Annotated in this window: 16 protein-coding genes and 4 tRNA genes; 3 read left to right on the forward strand and 17 right to left on the reverse strand. The window is 61.4% G+C overall.

Going from position 1 to position 19527, the window contains the following annotated elements:
• Positions 1-49: 49 nt before the first annotated feature.
• Complete coding sequence (locus FS767_RS06785; RefSeq protein WP_027915923.1) at positions 50-376, forward strand: Arc family DNA-binding protein; 327 nt, start codon at positions 50-52, stop codon at positions 374-376.
• Positions 377-503: 127 nt separating this feature from the next.
• Here the strand turns inward: FS767_RS06785 and mgtE are convergent, their stop codons facing one another.
• From mgtE to alaS, 8 genes are all read right to left on the reverse strand, one after another.
• Entirely contained in the window at positions 504-1946 is a 1443-nt protein-coding gene (gene mgtE / locus FS767_RS06790) for a magnesium transporter (RefSeq protein WP_058605568.1), read from the reverse strand.
• Between the two features lie 395 nt (positions 1947-2341).
• Positions 2342-2418: transfer RNA gene (locus FS767_RS06795), tRNA-Arg, on the reverse strand.
• Positions 2419-2487: 69 nt separating this feature from the next.
• Positions 2488-2564 (reverse strand) — tRNA-Arg (locus FS767_RS06800).
• A gap of 70 nt (positions 2565-2634) precedes the next feature.
• Positions 2635-2711 (reverse strand) — tRNA-Arg (locus tag FS767_RS06805).
• A 106-nt stretch (positions 2712-2817) separates the two neighbouring features.
• Positions 2818-2908, reverse strand: a tRNA-Ser gene (locus FS767_RS06810).
• A gap of 72 nt (positions 2909-2980) precedes the next feature.
• Positions 2981-3169 (reverse strand): carbon storage regulator CsrA, encoded by a 189-nt coding sequence (gene csrA, locus FS767_RS06815; RefSeq protein WP_023533771.1) that lies wholly within the window; start codon positions 3167-3169, stop codon positions 2981-2983.
• A 166-nt stretch (positions 3170-3335) separates the two neighbouring features.
• Positions 3336-4571, reverse strand: a complete 1236-nt coding sequence (locus tag FS767_RS06820; RefSeq protein ID WP_023533761.1) for an aspartate kinase — start codon at positions 4569-4571, stop codon at positions 3336-3338.
• A gap of 118 nt (positions 4572-4689) precedes the next feature.
• Positions 4690-7314, reverse strand: coding sequence for an alanine--tRNA ligase (gene alaS / locus FS767_RS06825; protein ID WP_144964653.1), 2625 nt, complete (start codon positions 7312-7314; stop codon positions 4690-4692).
• 342 nt (positions 7315-7656) lie between these two features.
• Between alaS and FS767_RS06830 the strand changes: the two genes are divergently transcribed.
• Together FS767_RS06830 and FS767_RS06835 are read left to right on the forward strand one after the other, a co-directional pair.
• The gene (locus FS767_RS06830; protein WP_144964654.1) at positions 7657-8844 is read left to right on the forward strand and encodes a M91 family zinc metallopeptidase; all 1188 of its coding nucleotides are present in this window, start codon (positions 7657-7659) and stop codon (positions 8842-8844) included.
• A gap of 130 nt (positions 8845-8974) precedes the next feature.
• Positions 8975-9808: a hypothetical protein gene (locus FS767_RS06835; protein WP_144964655.1), complete on the forward strand. Its 834-nt coding sequence runs from the start codon at positions 8975-8977 to the stop codon at positions 9806-9808.
• Between the two features lie 3 nt (positions 9809-9811).
• Here the strand turns inward: FS767_RS06835 and astE are convergent, their stop codons facing one another.
• From astE to FS767_RS06885, 9 genes are all read right to left on the reverse strand, one after another.
• Positions 9812-10819 (reverse strand): succinylglutamate desuccinylase, encoded by a 1008-nt coding sequence (gene astE, locus FS767_RS06840; RefSeq protein ID WP_144964656.1) that lies wholly within the window; start codon positions 10817-10819, stop codon positions 9812-9814.
• Between the two features lie 11 nt (positions 10820-10830).
• Positions 10831-11121: a type IIA topoisomerase (DNA gyrase/topo II, topoisomerase IV), A subunit gene (locus FS767_RS06845; RefSeq protein ID WP_023533754.1), complete on the reverse strand. Its 291-nt coding sequence runs from the start codon at positions 11119-11121 to the stop codon at positions 10831-10833.
• Positions 11122-11134: 13 nt separating this feature from the next.
• Positions 11135-12484, reverse strand: coding sequence for an N-succinylarginine dihydrolase (gene astB / locus FS767_RS06850; RefSeq protein WP_144964657.1), 1350 nt, complete (start codon positions 12482-12484; stop codon positions 11135-11137).
• A 20-nt stretch (positions 12485-12504) separates the two neighbouring features.
• Positions 12505-13968, reverse strand: coding sequence for a succinylglutamate-semialdehyde dehydrogenase (gene astD / locus FS767_RS06855; RefSeq protein ID WP_144964658.1), 1464 nt, complete (start codon positions 13966-13968; stop codon positions 12505-12507).
• Positions 13969-14997, reverse strand: coding sequence for an arginine N-succinyltransferase (gene astA, locus FS767_RS06860; RefSeq protein ID WP_023533743.1), 1029 nt, complete (start codon positions 14995-14997; stop codon positions 13969-13971).
• A gap of 69 nt (positions 14998-15066) precedes the next feature.
• A complete protein-coding gene (aruF, locus tag FS767_RS06865; RefSeq protein ID WP_023533801.1) occupies positions 15067-16086 on the reverse strand; it encodes an arginine/ornithine succinyltransferase subunit alpha in 1020 nt (339 codons plus the stop codon).
• A 129-nt stretch (positions 16087-16215) separates the two neighbouring features.
• Positions 16216-17436, reverse strand: a complete 1221-nt coding sequence (locus FS767_RS06870) for an aspartate aminotransferase family protein (RefSeq protein WP_144964659.1) — start codon at positions 17434-17436, stop codon at positions 16216-16218.
• 238 nt (positions 17437-17674) lie between these two features.
• The gene (gene argR / locus FS767_RS06880; protein WP_058637610.1) at positions 17675-18655 is read right to left on the reverse strand and encodes a transcriptional regulator ArgR; all 981 of its coding nucleotides are present in this window, start codon (positions 18653-18655) and stop codon (positions 17675-17677) included.
• A 98-nt stretch (positions 18656-18753) separates the two neighbouring features.
• Positions 18754-19518 (reverse strand): ABC transporter ATP-binding protein, encoded by a 765-nt coding sequence (locus tag FS767_RS06885; protein ID WP_027915914.1) that lies wholly within the window; start codon positions 19516-19518, stop codon positions 18754-18756.
• Positions 19519-19527 lie beyond the last annotated feature (9 nt).

Genomic DNA, 19527 nt, shown 5'->3' on the forward strand with positions numbered 1-19527 from the left:
CGGCCAATTTGAGAACCGCTTCCCCTGAACCAAAATCTGGTCAATTTATATGCGCCCAATGAAACAGGCTATTTATTCGAGCCGCACTGCTGACAAGTTCGTCGTTCGCCTGCCAGACGGGATGCGTGAGCGCATCGCCGAGGTAGCACGCAACCACCACCGCAGCATGAACTCGGAGATCATTGCACGCCTGGAACAGAGCCTTATCCAGGAAGGTGCCCTGGGTGAGGAATTGAGCATGCGCCTGGACAGCCCTGAACTGTCATTGCACGAACGCGAGCTGCTGCAGCGCTTCCGCCAGCTGTCCCATCGTCAGCAGAATGCGCTGGTTGCCCTGATTGCCCATGACGTGGAAATGGCTGCTGACGCTTCCTGACGCAAACCATTGCTGCCATCCACAAAAAAGCCAGCTGATGCTGGCTTTTTTTTGAAGTGATGGCCTCTTCGCTGCCTTTATCATCCAGACAAACCGGGCGTCACGCACGGCGTAACGCCCCGAGCCGTTAGAGCAAGAACACGGTGGCGAGCCCCAGGAAGATGAAGAAGCCGCCGCTGTCGGTAACTGCGGTGATCATCACGCTCGACCCCATTGCCGGGTCGCGCCCCAGGCGCGTCAGGGTCATCGGTATCAGCACGCCCATCAGGGCCGCGAGCAGCAGGTTCAAGGTCATCGCGGCTGTCATCACCAAGCCCAGCGACCAGCTGCCATAAAGCCAGAAGGCCACCGCGCCGATGACGCCACCCCAGATCAACCCGTTGATCAAGGACACCGCCAGCTCCTTGCGCATCAGGCGCGAGGTATTGCCTGGGGACACTTGGTCAAGGGCCATGGCGCGCACGATCATGGTGATGGTCTGGTTGCCGGAGTTGCCACCGATGCCCGCCACGATCGGCATGAGCGCGGCCAGGGCAACCAGCTTTTCGATGGACCCTTCGAACAAGCCGATGACCCGGGATGCGACGAAAGCGGTAATCAGGTTTACGGCCAGCCATGCCCAACGGTTGCGCAGCGACCGCCAGACCGACGCGAAGATGTCTTCTTCTTCGCGCAGACCCGCCATGTTCAGCACTTCGGTCTCACTCTCTTCGCGAATCAGGTCGACCATTTCGTCGATGGTCAGACGCCCGATGAGCCGATCGCTCTTGTCCACGACTGGTGCCGATACCAGGTCGTACCGCTCGAAGGCCTGGGCTGCGTCGTAGGCGTCTTCGTCGGGATGGAAGGACACGGGATCGGTGGCCATGACGTCGGCCACTTGCTTGTCCGGGTCGTTGACCAGCAGGCGCTTGATCGGCAACACACCCTTGAGAATGCCATCGTGATCGACCACGAACAGCTTGTCGGTGTGGTTGGGCAATTCCTTGAGGCGGCGCAGGTAACGCAATACCACTTCCAGGCTGACGTCTTCACGGATGGTCACCATCTCGAAGTCCATCAGCGCGCCGACTTGTTCCTCGTCATAGCTCAGCGCGGAGCGTACGCGCTCGCGTTGCTGAGCATCGAGGGTCTCCATCAGCTCATGAACCACGTCCCGTGGCAACTCAGGCGCCAGGTCGGCCAGTTCGTCGGCGTCCATTTCCTTGGCAGCGGCCAGCAGCTCGTGATCGTCCATATCGGCGATCAGGGACTGGCGCACGGCGTCTGACACTTCAAGCAGAATGTCGCCGTCACGATCCGAGCGCACCAGCTGCCAGACCGTCAAGCGGTCTTCGAGAGGCAAGGCTTCGAGGATATAGGCGATATCGGCGGGGTGCAGATCATCGAGCTTGCGTTGCAACTCGACAAGATTCTGCCGGTGGACGAGGTTTTCTACCAAGTCGTTGTGTGCACCTTCCTGGCGGTGCGTGACATCTTCAACCAGGCGCTGGCGCTGAAGCAGGTCGACGACCTGGGACAGACGATCCTGGAGGCTTTCTTGCGCTTTCTTTACTTCTACTTCCGTCATAGGCGAACTCCACTCCCAGCCGCGGAGCACGCCGGGAGAATCAATCGATTAGATCTATCTGTACGAAACGGTTTGGCGAGTAACTACTGGGTAAGTCCATGGTGGTGATCCACAAGCCCCGGCGGGGCTGACGGGCGCAATCATACACTGCTCAAGCTGACAGATCGCTTAAATTTTTGGCTATAACAATCGTTTGCGCGTCATTGCTCTGACAACGCATGAAACCATCGGTGCAATAGTTTGGGCGAGGTTGCGCGTGCGCCCTGCCAAGCGCTTGGCGTGCAGGCACAGAGCCCCAGAGCCCGTACAGAGGGCATGGCTGAACAAACAATTGAATGCGCAAAGGTGGGGGAAAACAAAAAGCCCGCTCAGTGAGCGGGCTTTCTGTTTGGGTATGGCGGACTCAGCAGGATTCGAACCTGCGACCGCTCGGTTCGTAGCCGAGTACTCTATCCAGCTGAGCTATGAGTCCGTTTGGTAGTTTTAGACCAGATTACCACTGGTTTTTGAAGCAGCCTTGATAACAAAACCACTTCGAAAGTGGCGGACTCAGCAGGATTCGAACCTGCGACCGCTCGGTTCGTAGCCGAGTACTCTATCCAGCTGAGCTATGAGTCCGTTTGGTAGTTTTAGACCAGATTACCACTGGTTTCTTGAAACAGCCTTGATAACAAAGCCACTTCAAAAGTGGCGGACTCAGCAGGATTCGAACCTGCGACCGCTCGGTTCGTAGCCGAGTACTCTATCCAGCTGAGCTATGAGTCCGTGTCTTGCCGCGCATTATAGGCTGCTGAAACATTTTTGCAAGAACTTTTTCGTTTAAAATCAACTACTTAGCGTTCTTACAACTTACAGCAACCTAAGCGAATAATGGCGGTGAAGGGGGGATTCGAACCCCCGATACCCTTATGAGGTATACTCCCTTAGCAGGGGAGCGCCTTCGGCCACTCGGCCACCTCACCGCAACACGAGGCGAATATTAAACAGGTTCTTCCTCGTCTGCAACCCTTTTTTTGAAAAAAACTTCAAAAGAATTAAAGGCTTGGCTCCTCGTCCTTCTCGTTCTTGATCCGCAGGTAGATTTCCTCGCGGTGAACAGCCACTTCTTTTGGCGCGCTGACGCCGATACGTACCTGGTTGCCTTTGACGCCGAGCACCGTCACGGTGATCTCGCCATCGCCAATGATCAGGCTCTCCGCACAGCGACGAGTCAGAATCAACATAGCTTTCTCCTTACGCAAAACATTCAGGGGTAACAGTCTTTTGGGTTTCAGCCCGGTCGTGGACGTCGACACAGGCTGCTGTGCTTCATACGCGGACCTGGACGGGGCCTGCGCAACGAGCAGAAACGCGAAGGGCGCGGCAAGCCGCGCCCTCCCAGGCAAGGCCTTACTCGCTCTGTCGAGCCGGGGCGTCAAGCTCGAAGGCGGTGTGCAGGGCGCGCACCGCCAGTTCCAGGTATTTCTCCTCGATCACCACCGACACCTTGATCTCGGAGGTGGAGATCATCTGGATGTTGATGCTCTCCTTGGCCAGCGCTTCGAACATGCGGCTTGCAACACCTGCGTGTGAACGCATGCCGACGCCGACGATGGAAACCTTGGCGATCTTGGTATCACCGATCACTTCACGGGCACCGATTTCGCGCGCGGTATTCTGCAGCACGCTCTGAGCCTTCTCGTACTCATTGTGCTGTACGGTGAAGGTGAAATCGGTGGTGTTATCGTGGGCGACGTTCTGCACGATCATGTCCACTTCGATGTTCGATGCACTGATCGGGCCGAGAATCTTGAACGCCACGCCTGGGTTGTCCGGTACGCCGCGAATGGTCAGCTTGGCTTCATCACGGTTGAAGGCGATACCGGAAATGATCGGCTGTTCCATGGATTCCTCTTCATCGATGGTAATGAGGGTACCCGGACCCTCCTTGAAGCTGTGCAGCACGCGCAGCGGGACGTTGTACTTGCCGGCGAATTCCACCGAGCGAATCTGCAGCACCTTGGAACCGAGGCTGGCCATTTCCAGCATCTCTTCGAAGGTGATCTTCTCCAGGCGTCGTGCCAGCGGCACTACGCGAGGGTCGGTGGTGTAGACGCCATCGACATCGGTGTAGATCTGGCATTCCTGCGCCTTGAGCGCAGCGGCCAGGGCGACACCTGTGGTGTCGGAACCACCCCGACCGAGGGTGGTGATGTTGCCGTGCTCATCCACACCCTGGAAGCCCGCCACCACGACCACACGCCCGGCCTTGAGATCAGCACGGATCTTCTGGTCGTCGATCTGCAGGATGCGCGCCTTGTTATGGGCACTGTCGGTAAGGATGCGTACCTGGTTGCCGGTGTACGACACGGCAGGCACACCGCGCTTGGTCAATGCCATGGCCAACAGCGCGATGGTGACTTGCTCGCCCGTGGACACGATCACATCCAGCTCGCGCGGAACCGGATGCTCGCTGATCTGCTTGGCCAGGTCGATCAGTCTGTTGGTTTCGCCGCTCATGGCAGAGAGCACGACCACCAGGTCGTCGCCTGCCTCACGGTGCTTCTTGACCTTGTCGGCTACCTGCTCGATCCGCTCGATGGAACCGACAGAGGTGCCGCCAAATTTCTGTACGATCAACGCCATTTCAATGGTGCCTCAGCCCATACAGGGCCCCAAAAAACAATCCAACCTGAAGGACAGGACGACTCACCCCAACGGGGCCAGGAGCGCAGTTCGCGCTCAAGCCGCCCTGCCCTTCATCTCAAAGTCCCTGCTCTGCGAACGGCACGGCCAGCGCCAGGGCCTGGTCCAGGGCCGCGACGTCGACGCCGCCACCCTGTGCCATGTCCGCACGCCCGCCGCCCTTGCCACCCACTGCCGCAGCGGCTTGCTTCATCAGATCGCCAGCCTTGAGTTGGCTGGAGAGGTCTTTGGTCACGCCGGCCACCAGCACGACCTTGCCCTCATGCTCGCTGCCCAGCAGGATCACTGCATGGCCGAGCTTGTTCTTAAGCTGATCGACCAGGGCGAGCAAGGCCTTGCCATCCTGCCTGTCTACACGGGCGGCGAGCACCTTGGCACCCTTGACCGCCACAGCCGCGTTGGAGAGATCATCCCCGGCGGCGCTGGCGGCCTTGGCCTGCAGCTGCTCGAGCTGCTTCTCCAGCTGGCGGTTGCGCTCAAGCACAGCCGACAGCTTGTCGATCAGGTTGTCGCGGTTACCCTTCACCAGTTGCGCCGCTTCCTTGACCTGCTCCTCGGCAGCGTTCAGGTAAGCCAGCGCAGCGGCACCGGTCACGGCCTCGATACGACGCACGCCCGACGCCACGCCGCCTTCGCTGATGATCTTGAAGACGCTGATGTCGCCTGTGCGCTTGGCATGAATGCCACCGCACAGCTCTACCGAAAAGTCGCCGCCCATGGTCAGCACGCGCACCGTATCGCCGTACTTCTCGCCAAACAGCGCCATGGCACCCTTGGCCTTGGCCGTCTCGATGTCGGTCAGCTCGGTTTGCACAGGCGTGTTGCGGCGCACTTCGCGGTTGACGATGTCTTCCAGCGCCTTGATCTGCTCAGGCTTCACTGCTTCGAAGTGGCTGAAGTCAAAGCGCAGGCGCTGGCTGTCCACCAGCGAGCCTTTCTGCTGCACATGCTCGCCCAGCACCTGGCGCAAGGCTTCATGCAACAGGTGGGTAGCCGAATGGTTCAGGGCGGTGGCGTGCTGCACATCCGCGTCGACCTTGGTTTGCACCGCAGAGCCTACGACCAGCGCACCGGTGGCGACCACGCCGTGATGCAAGAAGGCGCCACCGGTCTTGGTGGTGTCGCGCACGTCGAAGCGCGCCGAGCCTGCCTGGATGTAACCGGAGTCGCCCACCTGGCCACCGGACTCGGCGTAGAAAGGCGTGCGATCTAGCACGATCACGCCTTCCTGGCCCTCGCCCAGTTGGTCAACCGACTGGCCATCGTGGTACAGCGCAATGATCCTGGCCGAGGCCTCGGTGGCCTCGTAGCCCAGGAACTCGGTTGCACTGTCGACCTTGACCAGGCTGTTGTAGTCCATGCCAAACGCGCTGGCAGAGCGTGCACGCTCGCGCTGGGCCTCCATTTCACGTTCGAAACCGGCCTCGTCGATGGTGAGCTCACGCTCACGGGCGATATCGGCAGTCAGGTCCATGGGGAAGCCGTAGGTGTCGTAGAGCTTGAACACCACATCGCCCGGCACCACGTTGCCCTGCAACTGGGCCAGGTCCTGCTCGAGAATGCGCAGGCCCTGCTCAAGGGTCTTGGCGAACTGTTCTTCTTCGGCTTTAAGCACACGCTCGATGTGCGCCTGTTGGCTGCCCAGCTCCGGGAATGCTTCACCCATTTCGGCAACCAGCGCGGCGACGATCTGGTAGAAGAAGCTGCCCTTGGCGCCCAGCTTGTTGCCGTGACGGCAAGCACGACGAATGATGCGGCGCAGCACATAGCCACGGCCTTCGTTCGAAGGCAGCACACCGTCGGCAATCAGGAAGCCGCAGGAACGGATGTGGTCGGCCACCACTTTCAGTGAGGCCTGCCCCTCGTTGCTGCAACCGATGGCCGTGGCCGCCGCTGACAGCAGGTTCTGGAACAGGTCGATCTCGTAGTTCGAATGCACATGCTGCAATACGGCGCTGATGCGCTCCAGGCCCATGCCGGTATCGACCGACGGCGCCGGCAGCGGGTGCAGCACGCCGTCGGCAGTACGGTTGAACTGCATGAACACGTTGTTCCAGATCTCGATGTAACGGTCGCCGTCTTCTTCGGGCGAGCCGGGCGGGCCACCCCAGATGTCTGCACCGTGGTCATAGAAGATTTCGGTGCACGGCCCGCATGGACCGGTGTCGCCCATGGTCCAGAAGTTGTCCGACGCATAGGGCGCGCCCTTGTTATCACCGATGCGCACCATGCGCTCGGCGGGCACCCCTACTTCCTTGGTCCAGATATCGTAGGCTTCGTCGTCGGTGGCATAGACCGTGACCCAGAGCTTGTCCTTGGGCAGGTTCAGCCACTTCTCCGACGTCAGGAAAGTCCAGGCGAAGGTGATGGCGTCGCGCTTGAAATAATCACCGAAGCTGAAGTTGCCCAGCATTTCGAAGAAGGTATGGTGACGTGCGGTGTAACCGACGTTTTCCAGGTCGTTGTGCTTGCCACCGGCGCGCACGCACTTCTGGCTGCTGACAGCACGGGTATAGGCGCGCTTCTCCGCTCCGAGGAAACAGTCCTTGAACTGGTTCATGCCGGCATTGGTGAACAACAGGGTCGGGTCGTTGTTCGGAATCAGCGAACTGGACGCGACTCGGGTATGCCCCTGTTCTTCGAAGAAGCGAAGGAAGGCTTCACGGATTTCTGCGCTTTTCATAGGATCTTCCACGGAAACGGCGGCCCATCAGGGCAAAGCGTCGACGAAACGACGGCAAAGGGCCGCATTATATCGGGCCTGCAGGCTTGGTGCAGTGAGTTTGTGCTATTGAAATGGCCGAATCGGCTATTGGCAGCGTCAAACGCATCAATCATTCATCACGCCTGATGCTAAATCCCTGGCTTCCTGGCTGGCAACTCCTGAAACCGCTGTCTGCCAACGGTAGACCCGACATGCGGCCCGAACACCGAGGGTCATCAAGCAAACGCAGTAGCCGATTACCGCTGAGCCGCCCTGGCCGGGGCTTAAGGTGCTTTCCTCGAAACCAGAAGGATATCGCCAATGCCTCAAGCCAATCTCGTCGTATATACCCCCGCCGGCCTAGTGGAGCAGCATGTGCTTCCCTATCAGGACCAGGCGTTCATCATCGCGCGTGAAGATCGAATCGTGCGGGTGCAGGCGCTGCAACCCAGTGTCACGCTGTCTGTCGAAGCGCACGCCAGCGGCGTGATGCTACGCAGCAGCGGCTTGCGCTACGAACTAGCGCTGATGGGCGACGACATCCTTCACGTACGCACAGGCCCTGGGAATGACCGTGTACACGTGGCCACCGCGGTCGCCAACCAGGTAGTGGTGGAAACCGGTGATGGCGATGACATCGTTCAAGTGGAAGGTCTGGCCACTGCTGACAGCACCGCCGTCGGGCGAGTGGTGGTCGATGCAGGCCCAGGCAACGACCTGATCGAAACTACGCGCCTGCAGCAAGTGGAGATCGATGCCGGTACCGGCAACGACACCGTGCACAGCGGCGCAGCCCATGCCTTCATCTACGCAGGCGAAGGCGAGGATATCGTCAAGGTTGTCGAAGGCAGGGCCGTGATCGAGGCACTCGACGGCCATAACCGCCTCACTACCGGCATGCTGGACGACCGCTTGTACGGTGACGCACGCGCTATCACGCCAGAAGGCGGCTTCACAGCGCCTGTACTTTATGACCTTGCCCAGACAACCCTACCCGCCGACTACCTCAAGACATTCCTGGTGCAGGGCGAGGCGCACTACATCGAGAAGGTGAACCGTCAACTCAACCTGCTCCGGGCCAGCCCCACCGCCTCGGTCTTGCTCCATGACCTGGTGACCAACGGTGCGCGGGTGGTCATCTCAAGCATAGAGTCGATGGACAACGCCTATGCCGGCTATGACCCTGGCCAGGGTGATCCAACGATTCGCAACGGCAAGCGCGGTGCACGCGCACTCAATTGCCGCATCGGCTATAACCCGCTGGCTCAGCGCCCTGACACACCTTCATTGGTCATGCTCTATCACGAGCTCTGTCATGTCTGGAATTTCGTCACCGGCAGCGTCATGGACGAGCCGGAACGGCAGGCCGTTGGTTTGGAGGCGGGGCCACAAGGCTTCGACTACGACGACGATCCGGCCACCCCGCCAGACACCAGCAACCCCTTCCCCTTCAATGAGAATGCACTGCGCTTGGAGCTTGGCCTGCCAGCCCGGCAGACCTATCCGTAGGCAGGATTGGACACAGACTCCGGTGGATCACCGGCCCATTCAATACAGCTTCGGCTGAGCCTAAATAACTACTGCACCCAGCAAAGCCGGCAGGCTTAGCCTGAATGCTCTTGAACAGGAGATCATGCCCATGACTGCAGTAACCCAAACCTTCAATATCGACGGCGGCGACAAAAGCGAGCGTTTGAGCTTCGGGGAAATGGACGAAGCGTTAGCCTACGATGCTACAGACGGCGAAGAACGTTTCGGGTCTCGTGTTTATTTTGGTTACGAGCTGTACAAACTCTATTCGGCTAACAAGTTCAACATCCAACGAAGGCTGATCGAGGCTTTCGACGACGATGTGAAGGTTGGCACTCTCGATGAAATCCAGGTCTGGCTCAATACTGCGAATGTTAGCCTGAGCCAGGAGTGCGGCCTGGATCTGGAAGTGGACGGGGTGTCGCTGAGACTGAACAGGTCCACACCCGATCAGCGTGTGCACTTGCTGTTCAGCGGCGAGGAGATTCCAGCAGGGTTGGCCGATAACGCCGATGGCACACTGCGCGTGGATGCCAATGCTAGCGATAATGCGCGTTTCGAAACCACTGCCATCGACCACCTCTTCATCTACGGCACTCCGCAGTTCCAGAACCGGGTGTATGAGCAGCTCGCATTGCTGTCGGGCTACCCTGATTTGAAAAAGGCATTGGACGCTGCCCGTCAAGGCTACGCCGCCGTACCCGACATCGTGCTCATGCAATGCCATGCAGGCCCGGCGCAACAGGGACCAGGCTTCGACCTGAGCCGCGTCATCCCAGCCAAATACGCCGATTTGCTACCCGGTGAGTACACCGCTGTACTGTACGACCCTTACCAAGCCAAGGGCTTGGACGGCCTGACTGCACTTGCCAGGCTGCTGCAGGACGCATACGAAGCCTTGGCTCCGGGCGTACTGCTACCGGCTCCGGGTACCGACATCTAAGGTTCAGGCCAGATTTTCACCCTCATCAGGCACCACGATGATCCCCGCCCTGAGGCCATTACGCACCTTGGGGTTGGGGAAGATGATCCGTGCGCCCTCTTCTTCGATTACCCAGCGCACGCCGGCCAGGTCATCGGCCAGCAGGTAGCCTTTGTCCAGCGGGGAGAAATTCTGGATGTCTGCTGGCAGGTGCAAGCGGAAACCGTCGCTGTGCTTGATGACCTCACGCGCCACGCGAAACAACTCCAACCCCTCCAACGACCCGTCGTCATCGGGCTCGGTGGCCTGAAGGATGTGCACCAGCCTGGCTTCGAGCTTGTCCAGATTCACCACGTCGTTCTGGCCAAAAGGGCGGGCCTTGCCGAGCTCAAGCGTAAAGGCCTCGGCATCGAGCTGCTCGTAGGTAAAGGCACTGAACGTGATCGAAGGCTTGCACTGCAACAGCACCGCCTCCATGCCAGCTGCTGCCAGGCGGGCCAGTTCACGCCGGGAATGTGTGCGCCCTTGCTTGAAGGGATACAGCGCGAACTGCTCGATCCTGGAGCCTCGAATGGCCGTGTGCAGGTCGTAGTGCAGGCGACTACGCCCAGGCTTGCTGAAAAAGACCCGCGCGAACTGTTCGAGCTCGGCAGCGCGCAACGCCTCCGGCCCGCTGGATTGCTCGTGGCGGCCATTGAACAGGCGGTTGATGTCCTGTTCGACGAACCGCTCACCTTTGACGATGGCCGCCGGGTTGCCGAACAGGAACAGCACGCGCGCCCGAGGCACGATGTCTCCACGTGCAACACCATGCAGCAGACGTTCGAGCAACTCGATCGGGGCGGTCTCGTTGCCGTGAATTCCTGCAGACAGCAACAGGTCCAGGCCGCAGTCGTCAGCGGCGCTGGGGCTCACTTCCAGGGCTCCCTGCCCCAGCCAGCGAAGGCGCACGCCCCTGGACGTCACTTGGGTCTTCTCGGCCGGTTCATGGCCGGTGAGGGTCAGCTCAAGCAATTTGCCAAGGGCGAGCATGGCGGACGTCCTCAGTGATGGTGGCCGCAGTCCGGACCGTGAACGTGGTCGTCGTCTTCGCCGACGTCGGCCGGCTCCATTTCCAGTTGCAGGCTGACCAGGTTGGTCGCCAGGGGGCGCAGCAGCAGGTTGGCATATTCGGCGTCGCCCTCCTCCACATCCACCCCGATCAGCAGTTGGCCGCGGCCATCCTGCTGGATCCATACTTCCTTGCCTTGCCACATCACGGCAAAACGCGTGCACGAAGTTTCCAGCTGAGTGCCGTCTTCATCTTCCAGGATCAGGCGCAGGGCGTCGGTCATTGCAATTCTCTCTTCAAGGTTGGCGTTGGAACGGGTATACCGAGCCCAACTTGAGTATCTGGGTCAATTCGTCCAGTGCCGTACGGCACTCCTGCAGCAACAGAGGATCGGCCAGGTCAGCGTCGACCAGACGGTCACGGTAGTGCCGATCGACCCACTGCAGCAGTGTCTCGTACAACGGGGCGCTCATGATAACGCCTTGGTTCACCGCCGCCAGTTCCGTTTCGTTCAGGGCCACACGCAGGCGCAGGCAAGCCGGCCCGCCACCGTTTTGCATGCTCTGCTTGAGGTCGAACACCTGCACCTCCCGCACCGCCGTGCCCAGGCTGGTAAGCTGCTGCAGATACGCCCAGACCCGCTCGTTGTTGCGGCACTCTTCCGGCACCACCAGCAGCATCGAACCATCGTCGCGGCTGAGCAGCTGGCTGTTGAACAGGTAGGAGCGCACGGCATCCTCTACCGATACGGTGGCACGCGGCACGCAAATGGCCTGCAACTCACCGCCCTTGGCCGCCAGCTTGGCACGAAGCTCGGTGAGCACGGCCTCGGTGTCGAGAAACGCATCCTCATGGTAGAACAGCACCTCCCCATTGCCGACCGCGATCACATCGTTGTGAAACACACCCTGGTCGATCACCGCGGGGTTTTGCTGAGCATAGACCACCGCGTCGGCGCTGAGCCCGTGCAGGCGGGCCACGGCCTGGGACGCTTCGAGGGTTTGCCGGGCCGGGTATTTCTGAGGTGCCGGGTAGCGGCTGTCGAAGGCACTGCGGCCATAGACGAAGAATTCGACCCCAGCCTGCCCATAATCGCGGCAGAACCGCGTATGGTTCGCGGCGCCCTCATCGCCAAATTGGGCGACGCTCGGCAAGGCGGGATGGTGACTGAAATGAGCCTCGTCCCCGAACATGGCTGCCAGCACGCGACTGGTAGTGGGGTGCTCGATACTGCGGTGGTATTTGCAGTTGAGGTTGGCAGCAGTGAAGTGCACCCGCCCATCGGCCGTATCGGCGCTGGGGCTGACCGTCGCGGCGTTGGCCACCCACATGCTCGACGCCGAGCAACTGGCAACCAGCAGCGGCATGGCCTCCCGTGCGGCGCGCTGGATCACCTGGGCATCGGTGCCGGCGAAGCCAAGCTGGCGCAGCGCGGCCACATCGGGGCGCTCCTGGGGCGCCAGTACCCCCTGCTTGAAGCCGAGGTCGGCCAGCGCCTTCATTTTCGCCAGCCCCTGGCGCGCCGCTTCGCGCGGGTTGGACCCTTGGTGGCTGTTGCTCTGGGAGGCCACGTTGCCGTAGGACAAGCCACCGTAGTTGTGGGTAGGCCCTACCAGGCCGTCAAAATTCACTTCGTATGCTTTCATCGGCAAGGCTCCGACCATCGTTATAGTGTGACGCCCGGCGCCAGGGTGGCCGGCAAGGTCAGGCTGGTGGCCTCCAGCGACGCGACGGGGTAGGCGCAGTAGTCGGCTGCGTAGTAGGCGCTTGCCCGGTGATTGCCACTGGCGCCCACCCCACCGAACGGCGCGCTGCTGGCTGCACCGGTGAGCTGGCGGTTCCAGTTGACGATGCCTGCGCGGCTGTGTAGCCAGAAATGCTCATAGCGGGCCTGGGAATCGCTGAGCAACCCGGCAGCCAGGCCATAACGGGTGTTGTTGGCTTCGGCGATGGCCGCCTCGAAATCGGGGTAGCGCAGCACCTGCAGCAGCGGCCCGAAAAACTCCTCGTCCTTGCACAGCGCAACGCCCGTGACATCGACGATACCCGGGGTCAGCAAGGCGGCATCATGCTGCGGCTGCGTCATCTCCAGCAGGCTGACGCCGCCCTCTGCAATCAGCTCAGCCTGGGCGGTCAGCAGCGCCTGCGCCGCCTGCAGGGAAATCACCGACCCCATGAACGGGGCCGGTTGCTGATCGAAAGCACCTACGGCCAGGGTACGGCTCACCTGGACCAGCCGCTCCAGCAACTGATCGCCCCATGGGCCCTGCGGCACCAGCAGACGGCGCGCGCAGGTGCAGCGCTGGCCCGCCGAAATGAAGGCCGACTGAACGATGGTATAGACCGCCGCGTCAAGGTCCTGGACTTCGTCCACTACCAACGCGTTGTTCCCGCCCATCTCCAAGGCCAGAATCTTGTCGGGGCGGCCGGCGAACTGCTGGTGCAGAAGGTGCCCGGTACCACTGGAGCCAGTGAAGAACAACCCATCGATACCGGGGTCGGCGGCCAAGGCCACGCCCGTTTCACGACCACCTTGCACCAGGTTCAACACCCCGGCGGGCAGGCCGGCGGCAATCCAGCAATTGACGGTTAGCTCGGCCACCTTGGGCGTCAGCTCACTGGGTTTGAACACCACGCAGTTTCCAGCCAGCAGCGCCGGGACGATATGCCCGTTCGGCAAATGACCGGGAAAGTTGTAAGGCCCGAATACCGCCACCACGCCGTGGGGCTTGTGGCGCAGCACCGCAGTGGCGTCAGCCAGGGGGCCGCTCTTCTCGCCGGTGCGCTCACGGTAGCTCTGCACCGAGATTGCCACTTTGTTGATCATGCTGGTGACTTCGGTAGCCGATTCCCACAAGGGCTTGCCGGTTTCCTCGCCAATGCAATAGGCCAGCGCGTCGGCATGCCGTTTTAGCTGCGCCGCAAACTGTTCCAGCACCTCGATGCGCGCCTGCAGGCTCATGTGCGCCCAGGCAGGAAAAGCCTGGCGAGCAGCCTGTACGGCAGCCTGGACCTGGCCTGCATCAGCCCCCTGCCCTTGCCAGACGCTCGCCTGACTCACCGGGTTGAGCGATGCCAAGTGCTCGCCGCGCCCTGCTACCCAGTTACCGCCGATGTAATGCGTGGTCATTTACTGGCCCTCCCGGGCGGCCGACAGGGGCACGGCCCGCACGTTGTCGCCTGCACCCATGCGCAGGCGCTTGGCCGTCAGCGGGTCGACCACCAGCGTACCCGCCGCCAGCCGAGCCGGGGCGGCCGTGATGCGGCAGTCGTCGCGCTTACGGTTGTGGATGATGAATGGCGTGGCATCCTCACCCGGCGTACCGATGGCCAGTACCAATGTCTGGCTGTCGCGTACCGCGCGGATGCGGGCCGTGTCGCATTCGATGGCAGGCCCTGCGTCGAAAATATCCACGTACCCCTGATAGGTGAAACCTTCCTGCTTGAGCATGGCCAATGCCGGCTCGGTGTCGGCATGCACCCGGCCGATCACGCTGCGCGCCGCTTCGGACAGGAAGCAGGTGTAAAGCGGGAACCTGGGCATCAGCTCGGCGATGAACGACTTGTTGCCTACCCCCGTCAGGTAATCGGCCTGGCTGAACTCCATCTTGAAGAAATGGCGGCCCAGGCTCTCCCAGAACGGCGAGCGCCCCTGGGCATCGGACATGCCCCGCATCTCCGCCATGATCTTCTGGCCGAACAGTTCGGGAAACTCGGCGATGAACAGCATGCGTGCCCGGGACAGCAGCCGACCATTGAGCCCTGAGCGGTAGTCATGGCGCAGGAACAGCGAGCACAGCTCGGAATTGCCGGTCAGATCGTTAGCCAGGAACAGCGTGGGGATCTCGCGGTAGATCTTCAATTCCTGGGACGCGCTGACGGTAAGCCCGACGCGGTAGTTGTACCAGGGCTCGCGCAGGCCTACGGCGCCAGCGATGGCACTGATACCCACAACCAGCCCTTCGTCGTTTTCCAGCACGAAGAGGTAGTCGGTATCACCGCGCTCGGCTTCACCGCGGAAGCTCTTTTCCGCCCACCCGACGCGATGCTCCAGGCGTTCCTCGTTGGCAGGCAGCGTGGTCAGCCCCGTGGTGCCGGTGCTGCGTGCCAATTCGATCAACGCAGGCAGGTCGCTACTGCGTACAGGACGAACGATCATGCTATCTCCTTGTGCGGCGGCATCAACCGGCGCGAAACTCTGCTAATCCTGCAAGATGGCGGGCGGCGCTCAGGCCGCGACCAGCCGCACACTGGCACCCTCACCCACCCCCAGGGCGTCGGCCACCTCCTGGCTCAGGCTGACGGGCTTGCCAGGTACCCAGTCCAGTTCCACCAGCACGGCACGGTAATCTTGCAGCTGGCCGTTGCAGACCAGGTACGGCCGTGTGCCGCGGGCCGCAACCGGCTCGATCTTCACGGGCGCCACGCGGCTTTGCGCAATCGAACGAATACCCGAGGTACGGGCATGCAGGGTCGGACCGCCATCGAAGATGTCGATGTAGTGCTCGGTTTCGAAGCCTTCGCGCATGAGGATGTCGAAGGTGATCTGTGCCCGCGGATGCACCTGGCCCATGGCTTCCTGCGCAGCGTCAGGCAGCAAGGGCACATAGATGGGGTAATGGGGCATCAGCTCGGCCAGGAACGTGCGGCTCTTGAGGCCGCACAGGCGCTCGGCATCGGCGTAGCTCAAGTCGAAGAAGTTGCGCCCGATGGCGTCCCAGAAGGGCGACTCGCCCTGCTCGTCGCTAAAGCCGACGATTTCCGTCACAACCGACTCGGCAAAACGCTCGGGGTGCGATGCCATGAACAACAGGCGACCCCGTGAATTGAGCTCGGCCCACCCACTGCCCACAAGCTCGGGCAGCACGTAGAAACTGGTCAGCAAGCTGTTGCCGGTCAGGTCGTGACACAGCGACAGGACGTGAATCTTGTTGTGGATCTTCAGTTCCCGCGAGGCGTGGACGAAAGTTTCGTTGCGAAAACTGTAGAAAGGCTCGGAATACCCTGCCGAGGCGACTATGGCCGAGCAGCCAGCCAGCTTGCCGGTCTCGCTGTCTTCGAGCACGAAGAAGTAGCGCTCCTCGCCATTGAAGCTGACCTCGGCGGCGAAGGAGGTCTCGGAGGCGGCGATCTTGTCGCCCAGCCGAGCGCTGTCGTCCGGCAACGAGGTGACACCAATGGGGCTGTCCGCAGCCATTCGCTGCACTTCGTTCAGATCAGCCATTTGCGCCGGGCGCATCACCAGCATGGTGTCACTCCTTGGAGAACGCGCTGCCGATGGCGGCGCGTGAAAAAGGCAGGCGCCAGGCGCCTGCGTTGGAATCCGGGCTCACCGGCCGGTGTTGCAACCAGCGCGGCGCCAAACCTGCGAGCCGGCTCAGCCTTGGGTCAAGGTGATCACGGCACGTTCGAAGCGCTGCAGGCCTTCGTCGATGTCGGCATCCTCGACCACCAGGCTAGGTGCGAAACGCACCACGTCAGGCCCTGCCTGCAACACCATGACGCCTTCCTTCTCAGCGGCGTTGAGCACGTCCTTGGCCTTGCCCTGCCAAGCCTCGGAAAGCACACAACCGATCAGCAGGCCCACGCCGCGCACATGACTGAACAGCCCATTGTCGCGGCCGATCTGCTCCAGACGAGACTTGAAACGCTCATGCTTGGCCTTGATGCCTGCCAGGGTCTGCGGGGTGTTGATCACGTCCAGCACGGCGCAGGCCACCGCGCAGCCCAGCGGGTTGCCGCCATAGGTCGTACCGTGGGTGCCGACAGCCAGGTGCTTGGCCAAGTCATTGGTGGTGAGCATGGCGCCGATGGGGAAGCCGCCGCCCAGGCTCTTGGCGCTGGTCAGGATGTCGGGCGTCACGCCATAGTGCTGGTAGGCGTACAGCGACCCGGTACGACCGACACCGGTCTGCACCTCGTCGAATATCAGCAGGGCATTGTGCTGGTCGCACAAGGCGCGCGCGCCTTCCAGGTAGGCCTTGTCAGCCGGCACCACACCACTTTCGCCCTGGATCGGCTCGATCACCACAGCGCAGGTCTTGTCGGAGATATGCGCTTTCAACGCTTCCAGGTCGTTGTAGGGCACGTGGCTGATACCAGTGATTTTCGGCCCGAAACCATCGGAATACTTTGGCTGGCCGCCCACGCTCACGGTAAACAACGTGCGGCCGTGGAAACTGTTGAGCGTTGCGATGATCTCGTGCTTTTCAGGGCCGAAGCGGTCGTGGGCTACACGGCGGGCCAACTTGAACGCCGCCTCGTTGGACTCGGCGCCAGAGTTGCAGAAGAACGCTCGATCGGCAAACGTGGCCTCCACCAGCTTGTGAGCCAGGCGCAGGGCCGGCTCGTTGGTGAAGACGTTGGATACATGCCACAGGGTATTGGCCTGATCGGTCAGTGCCTTGACCAAGGCCGGATGGCAGTGGCCCAGGGCATTGACAGCGATGCCACCGGCAAAGTCGATCAATTCACGGCCAGTCTGGTCCCAGACACGGGAGCCCTCGCCTCGCACAGGAATGAAGGCCGCCGGGGAATAGTTGGGGACCATGACCTGATCGAAATCGGCACGTAGCACCGGGGCTTGCTCAACGGACATCTGAGTCTCCTGAAGAGGATCGCTGACCTGGAAGTGGCGAGCGATGGGGGGATTGTAAGGAACGATCAGCGCGTGGCCTTGCGGCCAAGCGACAACTTGTTACAGCGCAAAACCGGCATTCGGGCGGGCTTTCGGCAATGCGACAAACACTGTCGCAATCGCGCAGTGTACGGCAGAGAAGAAGCTGGGTGAACGGGTGTTCACCTCGTTGTGCAGCCCGGGCGTGCCGGCACGTCGACTAGCCTTTTTCAGCCGGCGCGGAGCTCAGTTCGAACGGGCTGCTGTTGCGTCGCTGATTGCGGTCTTCACGGGGGGTAGCGCCAAAGAAGTTACGGTAGGCGCTGGAGAAATGCGGGCCGGAGGAGAAGCCGCACGACAGGCCTATCTGGATGATGGACTTGCTGGTCTGCATCAGCATCTGCCGTGCCTTGTTCAAGCGCAGCTCCAGGTAATACTGGCTCGGCACCCGGCTCAGGTACTGCTTGAAGATTCGCTCGAGCTGTCGCCGTGACACGCAGACATGTTGGGCAATTTCATCGGTGGTCAGCGGCTCCTCGATGTTGGCCTCCATCAACAGCACCGCCTGGGTGAGCTTGGGGTGGCTCGAGCCCAGCCGGTTCTGCAGCGGGATGCGCTGGCGCTCACCGCCCTCGCGGATACGCTCGACCACCAGTTCCTCGGACACCGCGCCTGCCAGCTCCGCGCCATGGTCACGGGCCAGCACTGCCAGCAACAGGTCGGTTACCGCCATACCGCCGCAGGCCGTCAGGCGATCACGGTCCCAGTCGAATAGATGACTAGTGGCGATGACCTTGGGGAAACGCTCGGCAAAATCGTCCTGCCAGCGCCAATGCACGGCTGCGCGGTAGCCGTCGAGCAGGCCAAGCATGGCCAGTGGGTAGACCCCGGCAGACAGCCCGCCAATCATGCAGCCGCTGCGGGCCAATTGCTTGAGCGCCGTCGACAGCGCAGCCCCGATGTTGCCCGGCGCCTCATCGGCCATCAAAAACAGCTTGTGGCACCCTTCCAGGCGCCCGTTCCAAGGTTCGCCGGGCATACGCCAGCTGCCTTCGACCGGGGCTTCGGCCTGCAGGAACAGGGTTTCGTAAACCACGTCGGGATGGACCCGCTGCGCCACCTGCAGGACTTCTTCGGCCAGCGCCAGGGTCAGTGGCCGGGTGCTGGGCCAGATGAGAAAACCAATTCGCTGGGTGGTCATAGGGTAAGGTCCGAAACCTGAGGTCGTTCGATTCGATGCGCCGGGTCAGGCTGCGCGTGACACGCAGCATGCCCTATCGTGGTGCAAAAAAGCAGCTTTTACTTCAGGCTGCCGGACAGGAACTGCTTCAGGCGTTCCGAACGCGGGTTGGCCAGCACCTCACGGGGGCAGCCGGTCTCTTCGACCAGACCCTTGTGCAGGAACACCAACTGGTTGGACACCTCGCGGGCAAAACCCATTTCGTGGGTCACCACCACCATGGTCCGGCCTTCCTGGGCCAGTGCCTGCATCACCTTGAGCACATCGCCGACCAGTTCAGGGTCCAGGGCCGAGGTCGGTTCGTCGAACAGCATGACCTCTGGTTCAACGGCCAGTGCCCGCGCAATGGCCACACGTTGCTGCTCGCCACCGGACATGTGCCCCGGGAAGGCATCCTTGCGGTGGGCAACCCCGACCTTCTCAAGGTAGTGCTCGGCCTTTTCCAGTGCCTCCTTGCGGCTGACCCCCAGCACATGCACCGGCGCCTCGATGATGTTCTCCAGCGCCGTCATGTGCGACCACAGGTTGAAATGCTGGAACACCATCGCCAGGCGCGAGCGCATGCGTTGCAGCTGGCGCGCATCGGCTGCCTTGAGCGCGCCATCCTTGCCGGGGGTCAGTTTCAGCTCTTCGTTGTTGAGCAGTATCTTGCCTGCATGGGGCTGCTCCAGCAGGTTGATGCAGCGCAGGAAGGTGGACTTGCCCGATCCACTGGAGCCGATGATGCTGATGACGTCGCCTGCCTTGGCCGCCAGGGAAACGCCCTTGAGGACCTCATGGCTGCCGTAGCGCTTGTGCAGGTCTTGGACTTGGAGTTTGTACATGCTGTCGAT

It is taken from the genome of Pseudomonas sp. DE0010 (assembly GCF_007680745.1).
Taxonomy (GTDB): Bacteria; Pseudomonadota; Gammaproteobacteria; order Pseudomonadales; family Pseudomonadaceae; genus Aquipseudomonas; species Aquipseudomonas parafulva_B.